Origin of the sequence: Bradyrhizobium yuanmingense, from assembly GCF_029167105.1 — a bacterium.
Classification (GTDB): Bacteria; Pseudomonadota; Alphaproteobacteria; order Rhizobiales; family Xanthobacteraceae; genus Bradyrhizobium; species Bradyrhizobium yuanmingense_A.
This window is the reverse complement of the sequence record NZ_JARFML010000010.1, coordinates 98,234-114,893: the sequence shown is the minus strand read 5'-3', so window position 1 is coordinate 114,893 and position 16,660 is coordinate 98,234. Positions and strand designations below refer to the sequence as shown.

At 59.4% G+C, this 16,660-nt stretch carries 17 protein-coding genes and 1 pseudogene; 11 read left to right on the top strand and 7 right to left on the bottom strand.

The genetic code is table 11. The features are described from left to right. Nucleotides 1-86: 86 nt before the first annotated feature. The 3 genes and pseudogenes from P0R31_RS15325 to P0R31_RS15315 all read left to right on the top strand — a co-directional run bounded on the left by P0R31_RS15325 (nt 87) and on the right by P0R31_RS15315 (nt 2,188). Entirely contained in the window at nt 87-827 is a 741-nt protein-coding gene (locus P0R31_RS15325) for an SDR family NAD(P)-dependent oxidoreductase (RefSeq protein ID WP_275508789.1), read from the top strand. Between the two features lie 74 nt (nt 828-901). After that, nucleotides 902-1,757, top strand: a pseudogene (locus P0R31_RS15320) (alpha/beta fold hydrolase). Between the two features lie 32 nt (nt 1,758-1,789). Beyond that, nucleotides 1,790-2,188 carry a RidA family protein gene (locus P0R31_RS15315; RefSeq protein ID WP_275508787.1) on the top strand — a complete coding sequence of 133 codons (399 nt, stop codon included), beginning with the start codon at nt 1,790-1,792 and terminating at the stop codon, nt 2,186-2,188. Nucleotides 2,189-2,450: 262 nt separating this feature from the next. Here P0R31_RS15315 and P0R31_RS15310 read toward each other — a convergent pair whose 3' ends face one another. From P0R31_RS15310 to P0R31_RS15280, 7 genes are all read right to left on the bottom strand, one after another. Continuing rightward, nucleotides 2,451-2,966, bottom strand: coding sequence for a nuclear transport factor 2 family protein (locus P0R31_RS15310; RefSeq protein WP_275496855.1), 516 nt, complete (start codon nt 2,964-2,966; stop codon nt 2,451-2,453). Between the two features lie 65 nt (nt 2,967-3,031). After that, entirely contained in the window at nt 3,032-3,469 is a 438-nt protein-coding gene (locus P0R31_RS15305; protein WP_275514761.1) for an OsmC family protein, read from the bottom strand. Nucleotides 3,470-3,519: 50 nt separating this feature from the next. After that, nucleotides 3,520-4,413 carry a pirin family protein gene (locus P0R31_RS15300; RefSeq protein ID WP_275508785.1) on the bottom strand — a complete coding sequence of 298 codons (894 nt, stop codon included), beginning with the start codon at nt 4,411-4,413 and terminating at the stop codon, nt 3,520-3,522. Next, nucleotides 4,410-4,712: a GNAT family N-acetyltransferase gene (locus P0R31_RS15295; RefSeq protein WP_275508784.1), complete on the bottom strand. Its 303-nt coding sequence runs from the start codon at nt 4,710-4,712 to the stop codon at nt 4,410-4,412. The genes P0R31_RS15300 and P0R31_RS15295 overlap by 4 nt, the downstream gene beginning before the upstream one ends. Then, a complete protein-coding gene (locus tag P0R31_RS15290) occupies nt 4,709-4,843 on the bottom strand; it encodes a hypothetical protein (RefSeq protein ID WP_275508783.1) in 135 nt (44 codons plus the stop codon). Before P0R31_RS15290 ends, P0R31_RS15295 begins: the two co-directional genes overlap by 4 nt. 226 nt (nt 4,844-5,069) lie before the next feature. Then, entirely contained in the window at nt 5,070-6,650 is a 1,581-nt protein-coding gene (locus P0R31_RS15285; protein ID WP_275508782.1) for a Na+/H+ antiporter, read from the bottom strand. Nucleotides 6,651-7,063: 413 nt separating this feature from the next. Further along, nucleotides 7,064-7,963 (bottom strand): LysR family transcriptional regulator, encoded by a 900-nt coding sequence (locus P0R31_RS15280; protein ID WP_275508781.1) that lies wholly within the window; start codon nt 7,961-7,963, stop codon nt 7,064-7,066. A 603-nt stretch (nt 7,964-8,566) separates the two neighbouring features. On the opposite strand from P0R31_RS15280, the gene P0R31_RS15275 reads away from it, so the two are divergent. The 8 genes from P0R31_RS15275 to P0R31_RS15240 all read left to right on the top strand — a co-directional run bounded on the left by P0R31_RS15275 (nt 8,567) and on the right by P0R31_RS15240 (nt 16,650). After that, complete coding sequence (locus P0R31_RS15275) at nt 8,567-9,256, top strand: hydrolase (RefSeq protein ID WP_275508780.1); 690 nt, start codon at nt 8,567-8,569, stop codon at nt 9,254-9,256. A gap of 118 nt (nt 9,257-9,374) precedes the next feature. Beyond that, nucleotides 9,375-9,650: a XapX domain-containing protein gene (locus tag P0R31_RS15270; RefSeq protein ID WP_275508779.1), complete on the top strand. Its 276-nt coding sequence runs from the start codon at nt 9,375-9,377 to the stop codon at nt 9,648-9,650. Between the two features lie 107 nt (nt 9,651-9,757). Further along, nucleotides 9,758-11,635 (top strand): amidohydrolase, encoded by a 1,878-nt coding sequence (locus P0R31_RS15265; protein WP_430516665.1) that lies wholly within the window; start codon nt 9,758-9,760, stop codon nt 11,633-11,635. A gap of 1 nt (nt 11,636) precedes the next feature. Then, nucleotides 11,637-12,107 (top strand): DoxX family protein, encoded by a 471-nt coding sequence (locus tag P0R31_RS15260; RefSeq protein WP_275508777.1) that lies wholly within the window; start codon nt 11,637-11,639, stop codon nt 12,105-12,107. Between the two features lie 128 nt (nt 12,108-12,235). Then, on the top strand, nt 12,236-13,582 hold the full coding sequence (locus tag P0R31_RS15255) for an alginate export family protein (protein ID WP_275508776.1): 1,347 nt from the start codon (nt 12,236-12,238) through the stop codon (nt 13,580-13,582). Between the two features lie 122 nt (nt 13,583-13,704). Further along, nucleotides 13,705-14,373, top strand: coding sequence for a YoaK family protein (locus P0R31_RS15250; RefSeq protein ID WP_275496867.1), 669 nt, complete (start codon nt 13,705-13,707; stop codon nt 14,371-14,373). 920 nt (nt 14,374-15,293) lie between these two features. Further along, complete coding sequence (locus tag P0R31_RS15245; protein ID WP_275496868.1) at nt 15,294-15,458, top strand: hypothetical protein; 165 nt, start codon at nt 15,294-15,296, stop codon at nt 15,456-15,458. 250 nt (nt 15,459-15,708) lie between these two features. Then, nucleotides 15,709-16,650, top strand: a complete 942-nt coding sequence (locus P0R31_RS15240; RefSeq protein ID WP_275514760.1) for a hypothetical protein — start codon at nt 15,709-15,711, stop codon at nt 16,648-16,650. Nucleotides 16,651-16,660 lie beyond the last annotated feature (10 nt).

The following is a 16,660-nucleotide window of genomic DNA, read 5'->3' as shown; positions in this document are numbered from 1 at the left end:
AGATATGCCGAGCATGTGATCCCGTCGCTGCTTCACGCGCTCCGGCTGGAACGGCCGATTTCAGGGATGGCAGAAAGGAAAAGAGAATGATCGATCTGAGTGGAAAGCGAGCCCTCGTGGCCGGTGGTTCGCGGGGAATCGGTGCCGCGATCGCGCTGGCGCTCGCTGAAAACGGCGCCGACGTCGCGTTCACGTATCAGAACTCCGCCGAGAAGGCCCAGGCAATAGCTGCGTCGATCAAGGCGACCGGGCGTCGTGCCGTTACCATCCAGGCCGACAGCGCCGATCCCGAGGCGATCACGCGCGCGGTCGACGAGGCCGTGGCCGAGCTTGGCGGCATCGACATACTCATCAACAGCGCGGGGATCGGCTATTATGGACCTATGACCGAGCTGGACCTCGGCCAGTACCAGAAGCTGATGGACGTGAACGTCCGCGCGCCGATGCTGTTCGCGAAGGCTGTCATTCCGCACCTTCGCGCAGGGGGCCGCATCGTCACCATCGGCTCCGGTCTCGCCGAGCGCGTTCCGTTTCCGGGCGTGACGGCCTACGCGGTTTCGAAGGCGGCGCTCACCTCGTTCACCCGAGGCCTGTCGCGCGAGCTTGGGCCGAGCGGCATCACTGTCAACCTGGTGCAGCCCGGCTCGACCGACACTGATGCGAATCCCGCGAACGGCGACGCGGCCGACTTCCAGCGGGGCATGACGTCGCTCGGGCGCTACGCTGAGCCGCGCGAGATCGCCAATGCGGTCGTTTTCCTTGCGAGCCCGGCCGCGAGTGTGATCACCGGCACGATCCTCAACGCCGATGCGGGCGCGCTCGCCTAGCTTCGACTCCGCGCCGCCTGGTCGGCCAAGTGCAGCTTGCCGGCACCATCGCCACAATCATAAAGGGCAGACAGATGTCGAGCGTCCGCTATCGCACCGAACAGGTCGGGGCTGTCGAGGTCTTCTATCGGGAATCCGGCCCCGTCGACGCCCCGGCCCTGCTGTTACTCCATGGTTTCCCTACGGCAAGCCACATGTTCCGGGACTTGATTCCGCTGCTGTCGGACCGTTACCGCATCATTGCGCCCGACCTGCCAGACGCGGGCACCCGAGCGCGGCTCCTTTACCTACAGCTTCGACGCGCTGGCCGGAGTGATCGAGGAGTTCGTCGATGCAATCGGGCTAGACCGTTTCGCCACCTACATATTCGACTATGGAGCGCCGATCGGCCTGCGGCTCGCCATGAAGAACCCGGATCGCATCACCGCAATCATCTCTCAGAACGGAAACGCCTACGAGGAGGGCTTTAGTGACGAATGGGGCGCGTGGCAGGCCTACTGGCGCGAGCCTACCGAGGCAAATCGCGAGGCTTGTCGCGCATCGCTGTCGCCTGAGACGGTCCGAAGCTGGCAATATGGGACAGGCGCGAATCCGGATCTGCTTGGCCCTGACGGATACGAGCTAGACATCGCGTACATGGCGCGTCCTGGCGCGGAGGACATACAGCTTGATCTCATCCTGGACTATCGCAGCAACGTCGCGCTCTACCCGACCTTCCAGGCGTACTTTCGCGAACACCGTCCGCCGCTCCTGGCGGCATGGGGTCGTCACGATCCTGCGTTCGTTCCCGCAGGAGCGCTCGCCTACAGGCGGGACCTGCCTAACGCCGAGGTGCACCTGCTCGACGCGGGCCACTTTGCACTGGAGACGCACCATCGGGAGATAGCCGTCATCATCCGCGACTTTCTTCAACGCTCACTCGGAACGTGACGCGACCTTTGCACCGCACATAGGAGATACCGATGTCCACACGCGAGCCGATCTTCCCGGCCGAGCGCCACGCCCTTTATGACAAGCATCGCTACTCGGCGGCGATCAGGTCCGGCGACCTGCTGTTCGTGTCCGGGCAGGTTGGGAGCCGCGAAGACGGCTCGCCCGAACCGGTGTTCGAGAAACAGGTCCGGCGCGCCTTCGCCAATCTCAGATCTGTTCTGGCAGCGGCCGGTTGCACGCTCAATGACGTGGTGGACGTCACCACCTTCCACACCGATCCCGAAGCGCAGTTCGAAACCGTTATGAAGGTCCGATCTGCCGAGATCGGCGATCCGCCTTTCCCCAACTGGACGGCGGTCGGCGTGACCTGGCTGGCCGGCTTCGATTTTGAAATCAAGGCGATTGCCCGCATTCCAAGTCAACATTGAGCGGCTGCCGGTTTCAAGCGATGGGCGAGCACCAGTGTCCTTGTCTAGAACCTGGCCGGCAGAACTGCCGAGAATCTAGACCGGCATCGCGATGCAGGAGGGCTCGCAGGTCCTGGTCGGTTACGAGCTTCGGAGCTGGCTTTTGAGAGCCAACTCGGCTTTGCAGGCCCTCGCGACGGCGGTGGCTCCAACTAGGCCGGACGGCTCGAAGTCGGCGGGCCGTGGCCTGAATGACTTATTCCGGGCGGATCTTAGGCTGCTTTCAGACGCTGGTTTCCGATCCGTCCGGATTTGCCTTGATGAGATATTCGCCGCTTGCTCTAAAACTGCGGACGGTCGCGAAGGTATCTTCCATAAACTGCACGTATGACAGCTTGCCGTTCTCGCCGCGCGCCAGAACCGCGAAGGGTGATGTCACCGTTTTTCCCAGAGCGTTTGATGTGTACGTAAAGGAGCCAAAGATCGCTGCGCCGTTCTTATTCTCGAAGCTGTCCTGAATCTGGAAGTCGTCTACCGTCCAATAACGGCTGACGTCGATAAAGGTCTGAACCAGCCCTTTGGTGCCTTCGTTGGTTCCGGCCCAAGGCATGATCTGCTTCAGTTCCGGATGATCATAGTTGAGCGATACATATACGAAGTCATCAGTCGTGAATTGTTTGACGAAATCCAGATCTGTCGGGTTCGACAAGATCGACTGCAGCACTGCCAAAGGCGATGCCGGCGACGCGGGTTCGGCCGTAGATGATTTCTGCGAAAGAGCGTGCGCGCTAGTTGGCATGGTCAGTTCCTCCTTGGGTTAGATCTTGGAATTGAGGTGTCGGGAAGCCGTCGTCTGGTATCGAGTTATCGGTCACTTATCGCTTTCAGCTCTGACTTTATCGAAGGAGAGCTCTCCAAAACGCGTTGAACCGGGCACTTGGAGGCAACATCAAAAAGCCGCGAACGCTGCTGGTCGGTAAGCTGGGAACCGCGAATGAAGATGGTCTTCTCGAACACATCGACGGGGCTAGAAGCGCCTGCAGGCTGTCTTTTCTCATAATCGACCACCACCGATACATGGTCCACCGGCCAGCGCTGTTGGCGGGCGTACCACCGCACTGTCATCGCCGTGCATTCTGCCAGGGCAGCCGACAGAAGTTCGAAAGGGCTAGGGCCAAGTCCGCCGCCGCCGGCATCCACAGGTTCGTCGCCGGTAAGCACATGATCGCTCATTTCGATGCGAACGGCGAAAGTGCTTCCTCCGGTCTCGGAAGCTGTTACATGTGCGCGCGGCGCAGCCATCATCCTTCTCCACCAATAGCCACAAAGCGGATTTCGCGGTACCTCGCCGCCTAGGAGCTGGCCGAAGCAGGCGGCTCGGGTTGGCTCGGCAATGGGATGAACTCCGCGTCGTCCGCATCCGGCAGCTTCATCCGCCCCGCTTTCCAATCTGCGGCCGCCTGAGCGAGCCGCTCCTTCGAGGATGAAACGAAGTTCCAGTAGATGAAGCGCTCACCGACGGGTTCGCCCCCGAGCACCATCACAGCCGACTTTTCGAATGCCTTTACGCGCGAAATTCCTGCACCGAGCACCAGCATCCTACCTGCCTCATAGCGGCGACTATCCACCTCGACTGCGCCCGTGGCGATGTACAGGGCGCGCTCCTTGTGGCCGATCGGAACCTCTGCCGTTGACCCGGCCGACATGTCGAGATGTGCGTAGAACAGGGGCGAGTGCGTTACGGAGCCGGCCACCAAGCCGTACGCGCTGCCGGCGATGAGATGACCCATGACCCCCGACTCGTTCCACTGCGGCAGATCGACACCGGAATGGTGTGAAAAGGAAGGGGCGACCTCCTCCTGCTCGACTGGCAGTGCAACCCAGGCCTGGATCCCGTGCACGCGATCACCATGCGCCCGGGCATGCTCGAAGCGCTCACTATGGGTGATGCCGCTGCCTGCTGTCATCCAATTGACTTCCTGCGGTCGGATCGCCTGCTCGTAGCCGAGACTGTCGCGATGCATGATCTCGCCAGCGAACAGATAGCTCACAGTAGAGAGGCCTATATGCGGATGCGGCCGGACGTCTAGGTTGTGATCATCGCCCGGCGCGATATCAATCGGTCCAATGTGATCGAAAAAGATGAACGGGCCCACCATGCGCCGCTTGGCGAATGGCAGCACACGTCCGACCGCAAAGCCACCGCCGAGATCTCGGCGCCGCTGTTCGATGACCATCTCAATCATGTCTTTTCCCCTGTTGAGCCGTCATCAACGACGTCCGAATATTCCGGGTGACGTGCGTAGAAAGCGGTCATGAAAGGACAAACCAGGATGGCCTTGCGCCCCGCGGCACGGAGCGATTCGAACACGCCGCGCGCCAGCTGCGAGGCGTGGCCTTGGCCCGAAAATCGCTCGGGCACCTCGGTGTGGGTGAGGACGATACGGTCGCCTTTAGTCCGGTAGTATGCAGCAGCAAATTCACCGCTGCCATCAATAGCCAGTTCGAAACGATGATCGGCGAGGTTATCTTTAACGGAGTTCATGATGTTGTCCGGTCCTCGATGAACGCCAATAGATCGGCATTGATGATATGGGGAGAAGTGGCAAACAGGCCGTGCGAGAGGCCGAAATTCGATGTGCGGTCGGAGGTCGGCAGGTGGCAGACTGTCATCATCAGGGATCTTCAGCACGCAACGCTCCGCTTCCTCACCGGAGTAACATTGTGGCCCGTGCTTACGGTAGGTTCGGAAAGTGAGTAGCTGTGTCGCACAAAGTGGAACGCAATAGCGAGGCTTGTCGACGAGTTCTCGCGCGCGTCCTATTTGAGGTCTGATGTCGAGCTTTGCATCTACCGCAGTTGAAGTGCATAAACTGCGCCAAAATCTCTCGGTCCGCTCAAGTCATACAAACCGCTTTACCGTTATCTCCTCCAGGTCGAGTTCTTGCTCTATTGCGTGGAGCACGCTGTCATGGATCAGGTCTTCACGGTGCATCCGCAGCAGCTCTTTACGGCCGGCAGAAACTGCGGCCAAAACGGCCGCGAAGTGATCAGCGCGATGTGACGTAAGAGCTTCGGTCTCTTCGGAGAACCGCACGGACGCTCGAACGCGGTAAGAATATTGCTCCATCAAGCGAGGATGCCGGTGACTTCCGTCCGAATTTAGCGACTCTTTTTCGACCGCCGCCAGTTGAGCTGCAGCGATGCGAGCCCGTGCCTCCGCCTCGGACAGCTTTGAGGCGGTTAGTGATTTAAGTCCAACTCCGGAAAGCAAACGCACGAGGGGCGCCAACGTTGCGCCTTGGAGCAGGACCGTCACGAGAATGACCGCGAACGTTACCGCTAGAATGAGGTCGCGGCCAGGAAACGCTTCAGGAAGCGAGAGCGCCGCGGCCAGACTGACCACCCCCCGAATGCCCGCCCAGCTCATGATGAAAGGTACGGATAGCGGCGGGTAAGGATCGCGCGCACGCAGCGCCGAGAACAACGCGCGGGGAATGTACGTTGTCGGAAATATCCACACGAACCTCGCGACGATCACGGCTGCAACGATCGCCATCATCGCCGGCAGCAGCCGGAGCACACTTTCCAGTCCGCCGAGCCTTGTCAATATGCCACGTAGCGACAGGCCGATAAGAATGAAAATCAGTGATTCCAGCAAGAACACAGCAACGCCCCAGACGGCCGTCGATCGCGTGCGTGTAAGGGCTGATAGAAGTTCATGCTGGTGCCAGCCCATTACCATTCCGCATGCTACGGTGGACAAAACTCCGGAGACGCCCAACTTCTCCGCCGCAATGTACGAGATCCAAGCGGTCAGAAAACCCCAGACAACGGTAAGGTCGGCATCAGCAATGCGTTTGATGACGAAAATGGATGCGTAGGCGGCTGCCACCCCGAACACCACGCCGCCCAATGCGAGCCAGGAGAACTGGAATACGGCATAGGTCGTGCTGAATGCTCCGGTAAGCGTTGCGCCGACCGCTAGTCGAAAAAGCACTAGCCCGGATGCGTCGTTGACCAAGCTTTCCCCTTCTAGCAACGCAATAATTCTCTGCGGCAAAGGCAGCTTCTGCAGCACCGCCTTCGCTGCGACGGCGTCTGGCGGCGAGACAATCGCACCCAGAGCGAAGCAGGCTCCCCACGGAAGGGCCGGTTGTACCAGGTGTGTTACAACGCCGACGACCAACGTCGTGAAGGCAACAGCTCCAACGGCTAGTTGCATTATGATCCTTATGTCGGCGCGAAAATCCCGCCAGGCAGTGAACCACGCGCTGGACATCAATAATGGTGGCAAGAACAGAATCAGGACCAGTTCGGGATCGAGCTCGATGTTCGGACTTTCCGGGATCATCGCAAGCCCAATTCCGCCCACGATGAGTGCCGCGGCACGAGGAAGCTGAAGCTTTCGCGCGAGGACCTCCAGGACGACGATCATCGCCAACAATAGGAGGATGATCTCAAAGCGCGCGACAGGGGTCATGTATTCCTACTGCCAATTTTGCAGCTCAAGCCATTTGATCGAGCGGTTAACGTGATCTGGCGACTGAGCCTGATGGATGAGGAACCAATCCAGCCTCAGTCACCCAGATGAAATGACGGTGTTCGCACACCCGGACGTGAGTGCGAACGAGTATAACGTGCTCGCACGGAATATCAGGGTTGGAACGCCCAATCAGCGTTCCGTTTGGTGAGACACAGAGTTTCGAATCGCGCGACTACCGCATGTCGTTACGAAACGATATCCGGCTGCCAGCCGTCCTTTTGAATGTTTGCGGGCGCCGCTTGGGTCGATCCTGTCCTTCTCTGCCACCTTAGGAGTCACTGGACAGGATGAAGATTACACATGCGCTCGACCCCCGAAGTGCAGAGGAGACTTTGTAAATCTGATCAAGTTCATTCGGCTGTCGCAGAGGCGGAAAGGGAACTCACTAGGAACTCAGTGAATGCACGCAGCTTGAAGGGCATATACCTGGCCGGCGGAAACATTGCGTAGACAGACATTTCCGGCGCGCGATAGTCAGCCAGTACTTCCTTCAGACTGCCGTCGTGCAGACACGTCTGGACAATGAAGTTTGGAAGAAGAGCGATGCCGCGCCCATCCAATGCCGCGTCCCGTAGTATTTCTCCATTGTTGCTGCACAAATTCCACTCGACTGGGATCCAGTGGTCACCATCCTTCCCGGTGAGCTTCCACTGAGACCCGGTCGCGAGATATCCGTAGTTCAAGCACTGGTGAGTGCGTAAATCTTTCGGCCGCTTGGGAGTGCCGGCTTTCTCCAAGTAGTCGGGAGAGGCGCATATCACCCTCGGCGCAGGAGCGATCTGCCGCGCGACAACGTTGGCTGGCGGCGTATCTGTGAGGCGAATGGTCACATCGAACCCTTCTTGGAGCGTATCCAATTGCTGATCGCTCAGGATCAGCTCGACTTGGAGGCTCGGATTTCGGGCCATGAACTGCGCAATCATTCGCCCGAGGAACCTGGTGCCAAACGACATGGGCGCGTTGACGCGAAGTACGCCGCGTGCCTCGACCTGGAATTGAGATAAGGATCTTTCTGCGTCGTCGATTTCCGCCAGGATCGCAATACATCGCTCGTAGTAGCGGTGGCCTACCTCCGTAGGTGCCGCGTTCTGGGTGTTGCGATTAAGCAGCTGAACGCCCAGCTCGACTTCAAGATCGATGACGTATTTGCTCACGGCCGATCGGGAAAGTCGCAACTCTCGCGCTGCTTCACTCAGGCTGCCGCGCTCTACGACCTTGATGAAAGCCTTCATGTTGGTCAGCTTATCCAAACTCGCCTCCTCGCCTTGCCGAAGGCATGTCGCCATTTCGTGGACACGCCCGCTATACGATTGCGTATTGTCAACTACTACAGACCCCATTACCGTCTGCAGAGATGAATACGGTATTACCGGGACGCAGTCGTGTATTCACGCAAGTACTCGTGCAATATTACTGGTGTTGATCAGTATACATTTGACAGGTACTTGGCCAGTTCTCTGGCGAGCGACATCTCACCTCAGCTCCCCGCTGATTCTCGCAACGAGCAGTCCTGTCCGCCCGCACGGCTCCAGCAAACGACAATATCGTTCGGCCCTGTCGCAATCGACCGCCAAGAACGAGACATAGCTACTCGCTCGTGCAAAGAGCACAGCAATCCGGGAAGTGGTTCACCTCTTCTGGCGAGAGCGCGGCGACGCGGTTGATCCCATGCTTTCCGTTGCGTCACCAACGTCAGGCAACCGCGCACCGCCGCAGTACCGCTGGCCCGCGTCCGCTCGGATGCCAAGACGGCGAGGATGTGTCCCGCACGGCCGCGCGAAACGACCCGGCCCCGATCCCTTTCGTTGGGAGCAACCAATAACCATCCGCTCAGACCACCATGGAGTACAATGATGAGCACACTTCTTGAAGTCCTTACGCCTCAGAACAGCCAGGTAATCTTTATCGATCAACAGCCGCAGATGGCATTTGGGGTTCAGTCCATTGATCGACAGGTCTTAAAGAACAACGTTGTTGGCCTCGCGAAGGCTGCCAAGGCGTTTAACATCCCGACAACCATCACGACGGTCGAAACGTCATCGTTCTCCGGCAACACCTTTCCCGAATTGCTCGCGGTTTTTCCGCAGAACAAGCTTCTCGAACGAACCTCGATGAATTCCTGGGACGACCAGAATGTTCGCGATGCACTCGCCAAGAACGCCAGAGAGGGACGCAAGAAAATCGTAGTCTCCGGTCTGTGGACCGAGGTTTGCAACATCACCTTCGCGCTATCATGCAAGCATGACACCGACTACGAGATCTACATGGTGGCCGATGCCTCCGGTGGCACTTCCGTCGACGCGCATAAGTACGCGATGGATCGCATGGTACAGGCGGGCGTAGTCCCGGTCACTTGGCAACAGGTGCTGCTGGAGTGGCAGCGCGACTGGGCCCGCAGGGAAACCTACGATGAGGTCATGAACATAGTGAAGGAGCATTCCGGCGCCTACGGCATGGGCGTCGATTACGCCTACACGATGGTGCACAAGGCCGACGAGCGCGTTACCCATGGCGAACGGATCGGCCCAAACCCCGCGAAGTAAGATTTTCCGACGCCTCTCTGGTCGCTCGGGTCGCCAGAGACCAAGCATCCGTCACTGACTTTCCGATCCATTCACGAACGCGGATCGGAAAGGCGTGCGGGGATCACGGAGCCATTCCATGCAGCTATATGTCGTGTCATTAGGCGCCGGGCTTTTGGTCGGCGTGATTTACAGCCTCTTGGATGTTCGCTCTCCGGCGCCTCCGATGGTGGCACTCGTCGGCTTGCTAGGCATTCTCATCGGGGAACAGATCGTACCGGTCGGCAAGCAGCTGCTCGCCGGTAAGGCTTTTGCATCCGCTTGCCACAAGTCCCATGCGGTCAAGCATGTCTTCGGCCATCTTCCTGGCCGGCACGTCCCGCAGGCGACGGAAACATCGAAGGAACAAGGCTGATGGTTGGGACCCGACGTAGTTTCCTCGGGGGTGTGTCGAGCCTCGTTCTTCCGCACATCGTTTCGTCAGGACGGGCCGCAGCTCAAGATTCATCCGGAGATGCCGCAGTGCATGCAGACACCATCATTCACAACGCGCGGATCGTGACGCTGGATCGGACGAAGCCGGTCGCCAGCGCGGTCGCGATAAGGGACGGCAAATTCCTTGCCGTGGGCACCGACCAAGAGATTCGGCCTCTTGCCGGCGTTCAGACGAAGGTCATTGATCTCAAAGGCCGGCTTTTGTTGCCCGGACTGATCGATAATCACACCCACGTCATCCGCGGGGGTCTGAACTTTAACATGGAACTGCGCTGGGACGGCGTTCGCTCGCTGGCGGACGCAATGAACATGTTGAAGCGTCAGATCGCCGTGACGCCCGCGCCCCAGTGGGTCCGGGTCGTTGGCGGGTTTACCGAGCATCAGTTTGTCGAGAAGCGCCTTCCGACGATCGATGAAATCAACGCCTTGGCTCCGGACACGCCAGTCTTCTTGCTGCATCTCTATGATCGTGCGCTGATGAATGCAGCCGCCTTGCGGGCGGTTGGCTATTCGAAAGACACTCCAGCACCGCCCGGTGGGGAAATCACGCGTGATGCCAGCGGAAACCCGACCGGCCTGCTGATCGCCAAGCCGAACGCCGCTATTCTTTACGCGACGTTGGCCAAGGGCCCGAAGCTGCCGCCCGAGTATCAGGTCAACTCGACGCGCCACTTCATGCGAGAGCTGAATCGGTTGGGGGTGACCGGCGTGATCGATGCCGGAGGCGGTTTTCAGAACTATCCGGACGACTACGCTGTCATCCAGAAACTCGCGGACGAAAATCAACTGACGGTTCGCCTCGCATACAATCTGTTCACGCAGAAGCCCAAGCAGGAAAAGGAGGACTTTCTCAACTGGACGTCTTCCGTGAAATACAAGCAGGGAAGCGATTATTTCCGGCACAACGGTGCCGGCGAAATGCTCGTGTTCTCGGCCGCTGATTTCGAAGATTTTCGACAGCCGCGCCCAAATATGCCGCCGGAGATGGAAGGAGAATTGGAAGAAGTCGTGCGGCTTCTTGCGCAGAATCGTTGGCCCTGGCGCTTGCATGCCACTTACGAGGAGACGATCTCGCGCTCGCTCGATGTGTTCGAGAAGGTTGACCGGGACGTACCGCTCCGGGGCCTGAACTGGTTTTTCGACCATGCAGAGACGATTTCGGACAAATCCATCGACCGCATTGCGGCGCTCGGTGGAGGCATCGCGGTACAACACCGGATGGCCTATCAAGGCGAATACTTCGTCGAGCGCTATGGCCAGAGAGCGGCTGAGGCCACGCCTCCCATCGCGCGCATGCTGGAAAAAGGCGTCAAGGTTTCGGCTGGCACCGACGCAACCCGTGTGGCTTCGTACAATCCTTGGGTTTCGCTGAGCTGGATGATTACCGGCAAGACCGTAGGCGGAATGCAGCTGTACCCTCGTCGCAATTGCCTGGATCGTGAAACCGCTCTGCGCATGTGGACCGAGAACGTCACCTGGTTCTCGAACGACGAGGGAAAAAAGGGGCGTATCGAAAAGGGGCAGTTTGCGGACCTGATAGTCCCGAGCAAGGATTACTTCACTTGCCCCGAAGACGAGATTTCATTCCTTACCTCGGATTTCACGATGGTGGGTGGCAAGGTCGTCTACGGCGCGGGCGACTTCGCCAAGCTCGACGAAAACAAAGTGCCGCCCGCCATGCCGGACTGGTCTCCAGTGCGCACCTTCAAGGGTTATGCGGCTTGGGGCGAGCCGGACGGAGCGGGCAAGAACTCGCTGCGACGCACCGCGATGTCGTTCTGCGGCTGTCACTCGGCATGCGGCGTTCATGGTCACGATCATGCCCGCGCCTGGTTGTCGCAGCCGCCCGTGTCCGACCTCAAAACATTTTGGGGGGCTCTAGGTTGCTCCTGCTGGGCGGTGTGAGATGTCCTTTTCGCTTAACGAGCATGCATCGGGACCTGCAAGGCTGGCCGCGATTGCCAGGCCGATCCTAGGATCTCCTGCGGTACGCCATATGGCCTATGTCGGGCTCTGTGCGGCCTACATTCAAGGTCCGGTCACCAAGATCTTTGACTTCAATGGCGCCATCGCCGAAATGACCCATTTCGGCCTGTCGCCCGCCCCCACTTTCGCAGTGTTGGTGATCATGTTCGAACTGATGGCCAGCGCAATGATCTTGTTTGGCCCGTGGCGCTGGCTTGCAGCAATCGGGCTCGCCAGCTTCACGCTGATGGCCACCTTCGTCGCGTTACGATTCTGGGAGATCCCGGTCAGTCAAGGACGGACGATGGCGATGAACGCGTTCTTCGAGCATTTGGGCCTCATCGGCGGCTTCCTTCTTGTTGCCATCGATGATCTCACCAGAATGGAAGCAGCGGCAAAACGGATCACCTGAGCGGCCGCTTTCACTCTTGTCGGGCGGTGCTGGCGGTTCGGACTTGGATGTCTAGCCCGAGGCCGGAGCAGCGATCCGCCTTCGGCGGGGGCGCGACCGCAAACCGTCGAGAATAAGGAGCGACTTTCATGGCGCGTCGAACCTGTGCGGTGGTCGCCTTTTGCTGGCTGAGTCTGGCTGGCATGGCGGCGGCGCAGGACAACATCTCCACGAACAGTTCAGAAGTCGATCCATTCGGCTCGCTCAAAAGCATTCCTCTCTCTTCGGACGGCAGCGTCAAGGTCAGTTTGGGCGGACAGCTTCGTATCCGCCCGGAACTGTCAGACCGACCTGTCTTCGGCTTGGCGAAACCGGAACATAACGAAGCTGTGCTCATACGCTCGCTTCTTTCCGCGGATTTTAGTCTCGGCCCATATTTGAGGAGCTTCGTTGAAGTGGGCAGCGGACAGGCTCCCATCTGGAACGGCGTGCCGCCCGCTACTCAGCTTGATCGCTTCGATCTCATGCAAGGCTTCGGCGAGCTGACTTTGCCCCAGGAGTTGGGAGCCCTCACATTTCGCGCCGGTCGGCAGGAGATGAGCTTCGGTTCTTCGCGCTTGGTCTCCGTGCGCGACAGTCCAAACATCCGCCGTGCATTCGACGGTGTTCGCGTTGCTTGGGCAAACTCGCCGGATATTCGTATCGATGCTTTCTTTGTGCGACCGGTGCTTCCTCAGCACGGCGTGTTCGACGACAAGTCGGATCCGGGCCAAGCTTTCTGGGGCGTTTACGCCACCGTTCCCTTGCCTCATCTCTCCCCTCTGAAAGCCGACTACTATTATCTCGGTCTGGACCGCGCCGACGCCACTTTTGCGCAAGGGACTTCCGCCGAGCGCAGACAAACTTTGGGAATGCGTCTGTTCGGGAAAGCAAATAACCTCGATTGGAATGTGGAAGCGGCTTACCAATTCGGTCGCTTCGGAAACGCCAACATCAGGGCATGGAGCGTGTCGGTCGAACTCGGCTATACCTTTGAGGGAGTGCCGCTCTCGCCGCGGATAGGCCTCAATGCCGACGCGATCAGTGGCGATCGAAATCTGCGCGATACCACACTCCAAACATTCAATCCGATGTTCCCGAGGTTGCCCTATTTCTCGGAAGCGAATCTGTTCGCTCCTGCAAATCTCATTGACGTTCAGCCGAACCTTACCGTGACGCCGGCCAAGAACATCACTCTGACGATCGGCTGGAATCCGCTTTGGAAGGAGTCTGAAGCGGACGCGTTTTATGGTCCGGCCATCACTCCTGTTGCGGGTACGGCGGGCGGCGCAGGACGGTACGTTGGGCAGCAGGTTTCAACGACACTTATCTGGAAGCCTACCAGGCATCTGACCTTCGGCGGCACCTATGTGAACTACACACCTGGCGAGAGAATCCAACACGCAGGTGGAACGTCTGGATCCTTCGCCGCGGCCTGGGCCACGATATCGTTCTAATTCCGCGGACGCAACCTTCCCTGGCTCGCGGTGCCACTAGAGCATCGCCACGGCCTCTTCCTCTGCCGGCCTTAAAGGAGCTGTCAGATTTCGTCAGTCGAGTGGAGTACGGAGAATAAGTGATGCTTAGCGGACTTCGCAATAAGGGTAACTCGGCTGTGCTCGCGTTCGTCTCCGGGTTTGTGGATGCTCTATTCTTTATTCACCTGGGAGGGCTCTTTGTCGGATTGGTTACAGGCAATGTCGTGCTCATCGGGCTCGGATTGGTGGGGCACGAGAAGGGCGGCCTGCGCGATCTTCAATTGATGACATTTCCGATCTTCATGTTGGGCGCGGGCGTCGCGACGCTTATGGTCGCCAGGATCAAGCCACTACAACGCGCAACCGTTTGCGTTATCGGCCTCTCGGCCTGTGCCTTCGCGGTGTCTGCCGGACTTGCCATTTGGCACACGCACGTCAATAGCGCATGCGCGCTGTTCACCGTTGCCGCCATGGGGATGCTGACGGCAATCGATCGTCTCGATGCACGACTTGGTCCGCCATTTTCGTTGATGACCGGCAACGTCGCGGGGCTCGCCATCGCGACTACGCGTCGCCTAATCGGCTATACCGAAAGGCCGGACGAATGGGCCCAGTCGCTGACAGCGACCATGCTTGTATTTGCTTTTGTGGCGGGTTGCGCGGCCGGAGCTTTCACCCAGGTAACTGTCGGTGTCGCCGGTATGTTCTTCCCCGCCCTTCTTTTGCTCCTGATCGCCCTGCTCTACTCACCTCAAATCGATCAACAGTAACACGCAACCCGATCGCCTGCCCTTTTTGCAAGGTGTTGTCGTTGCTCCGCAAATGCGCTTCAACAATTCAGATGGTCACCAGCTGGCGTTCAGCAAGGCGCCAACTCGGCCGCGGAAACGTCCGTCGCAATCACAGAGACTTGCGAAGCATTGCCGGGATGTCCTGGGTCGCGAACACCAACGAAAAAACCCAGAGGCCGATGGGTGGGCAGTCGATGCGATACTTGGCGGCTTCGGCATGAGCAGGCAGCAACGGACGAGCTGGTGCGCGGCGTGATCCGGGACCGAAGCCTAAATCCGACGCCGACTACCGCGAATGGAAACAGCTCCTGCGGCCGATGCTTTCAGGCCCCGCACCGCAACCCCTCGATGAACTGCTTGCGCGACTTCGCAGCGCGGGCGCGCGCGTGCACACCGCGACGACCCGACTGCACGACAAGGGACGTCTGTCACGCGTTCCGCCGACCTGCATGGCAGCCTCTCAACCGGCTGTTGGACGCTGACCATGCCATCGAACGACGCTTGTAACCAAGGGTCGCGATGAACTGGATAGGGCTCATCCCCTGATCGCGCACGAGAGCGCGGCGCGACAGCAGTACGTTCTTTGCCTCCGTAAGCTTGGGTTGGAGCTATGATGACAGCCGATAGTCCTTGCCAGCAGAAGGAAAGGAAAGAAACCGCGCCTCGGCGAGGCGGCCGCCGCAGTGAACCCCGCAACCTTCGCGGCCTCTCGGCTCGGCCAGCTTGACCGGATTGCGCACGCGAGTAGGCACACGATTAGCCCACGCGTTAACTATTTCAGCGCGCTAAGACTGGCATCTCGCCGCACGTGTGAGCATATTAAGGGGACTAAGCGGCTGCCGCCCGGTCTGGAACACCGAACGACAGCCTGACCACAACCGATTGTAAGGAAATCGATCATGGCTAAGCACGACTATAGCGCCGATTCGGCGCCACTGCCCCACCCCTCTCTGGCATTCCAGGTCCGGTCCCATTTGACCGAGGTCGGCAGCGCGCTCACCGCCAATACGGCGGCGCTCACGACGGACGTGACCTGCCCCATCACCCAGCTGTCCAACGGCTAAGCCAGATCGCAGCCCCGACGTCTTGTGACGCAGATGCGCCACATGGACTGATCTGGTTTCGTCCTACGCTCCGGCCGAGCCCGCAGATTTAGTGATCTGCTCTCACCGCAGCTGGAAGACGCAGATCGAAAAGCCGATGATGCCGAACACCTTTCACTACGGATTTCCGCGGTGCAGGAGCGACGGCTCAAAGGTTCGGTCCACTTCAAAGACGTTGGTCCCGCGATCTCTCAACCCAGAGAGATATACAATGTCCTTTTTCAGCAACGCCTCCGCGCAGCCCGCCTGCACCAGCAATGTCCACCGCCCGATGGGTGGCATCGCCGGCCCTCGGGAGGTCCACGACGACGTCGGTCGCCTCACCGTGTCGGTCTTCCCGTTCTCGATGGTGAAAGACGTCTCGCTCACCCTCGCCGCTGTGCCGGCCTGCTACATCCTTGCGGATCATGCGACGGCCTATATCGGCGAGACCGGCAATGCTGGCCGCAGGCTCGGCGAGCATTCCGGCGATCCGTTGAAGGCGTTCGCTCGCGAAGTTTACGTCATCTCGGGGTACCAGCGCGCCTGGTTCGACAAGACGGCGGCCATCTACCTGCAGTTCCGCCTCACGCAAATTGCCGAGCAGGCCAACCTGGTCGACATCTTGAAGGGGACGAACCCGCAGGTGTTGGAGCTCCCAAACCACAAGCGCGCTTCGCTCGACCACTTCGTCGAGCACGGCGAGCGCCTCCTGTTTGACGCCGGATGCCGTGTGCTGCGCAGTAACTTCGCGAGCCAGCGACGCAAGCCGGAAGCGGTCGATACCGACATGGCGATGGCGGCAGATGACAACCGACCGATGCAGATCGACGTGATGGATTTGTCGCCGCTGGGCAATGAGCTTGAACTCGACTATTGCGACCTCTGGGCTAGGGGCTACCCGGTCCGCGATGGCTTCGTGGTGACGGCCGGCTCGGAGGTGCGCAGCCTCGTCAACCAGAGCGTCAACCCGATCCTACATACCCGCCGCGCCGAGCTTGCTGCCGCCGACGCACTCTCGCCTATCCCTGGCATCCAGGACCGGGGGCGCCTCCGCGTAGCCGTCTGCTTTCCCTCGGCCGCAATCGCCGCGAAGGTCGTGACCGGGGCCCACGTCAACAGCGGTGTGTGGGTCAATCGCCGTTATCCGAAGCCGATCTTGATCGCCGACTGAGGAGCCAATC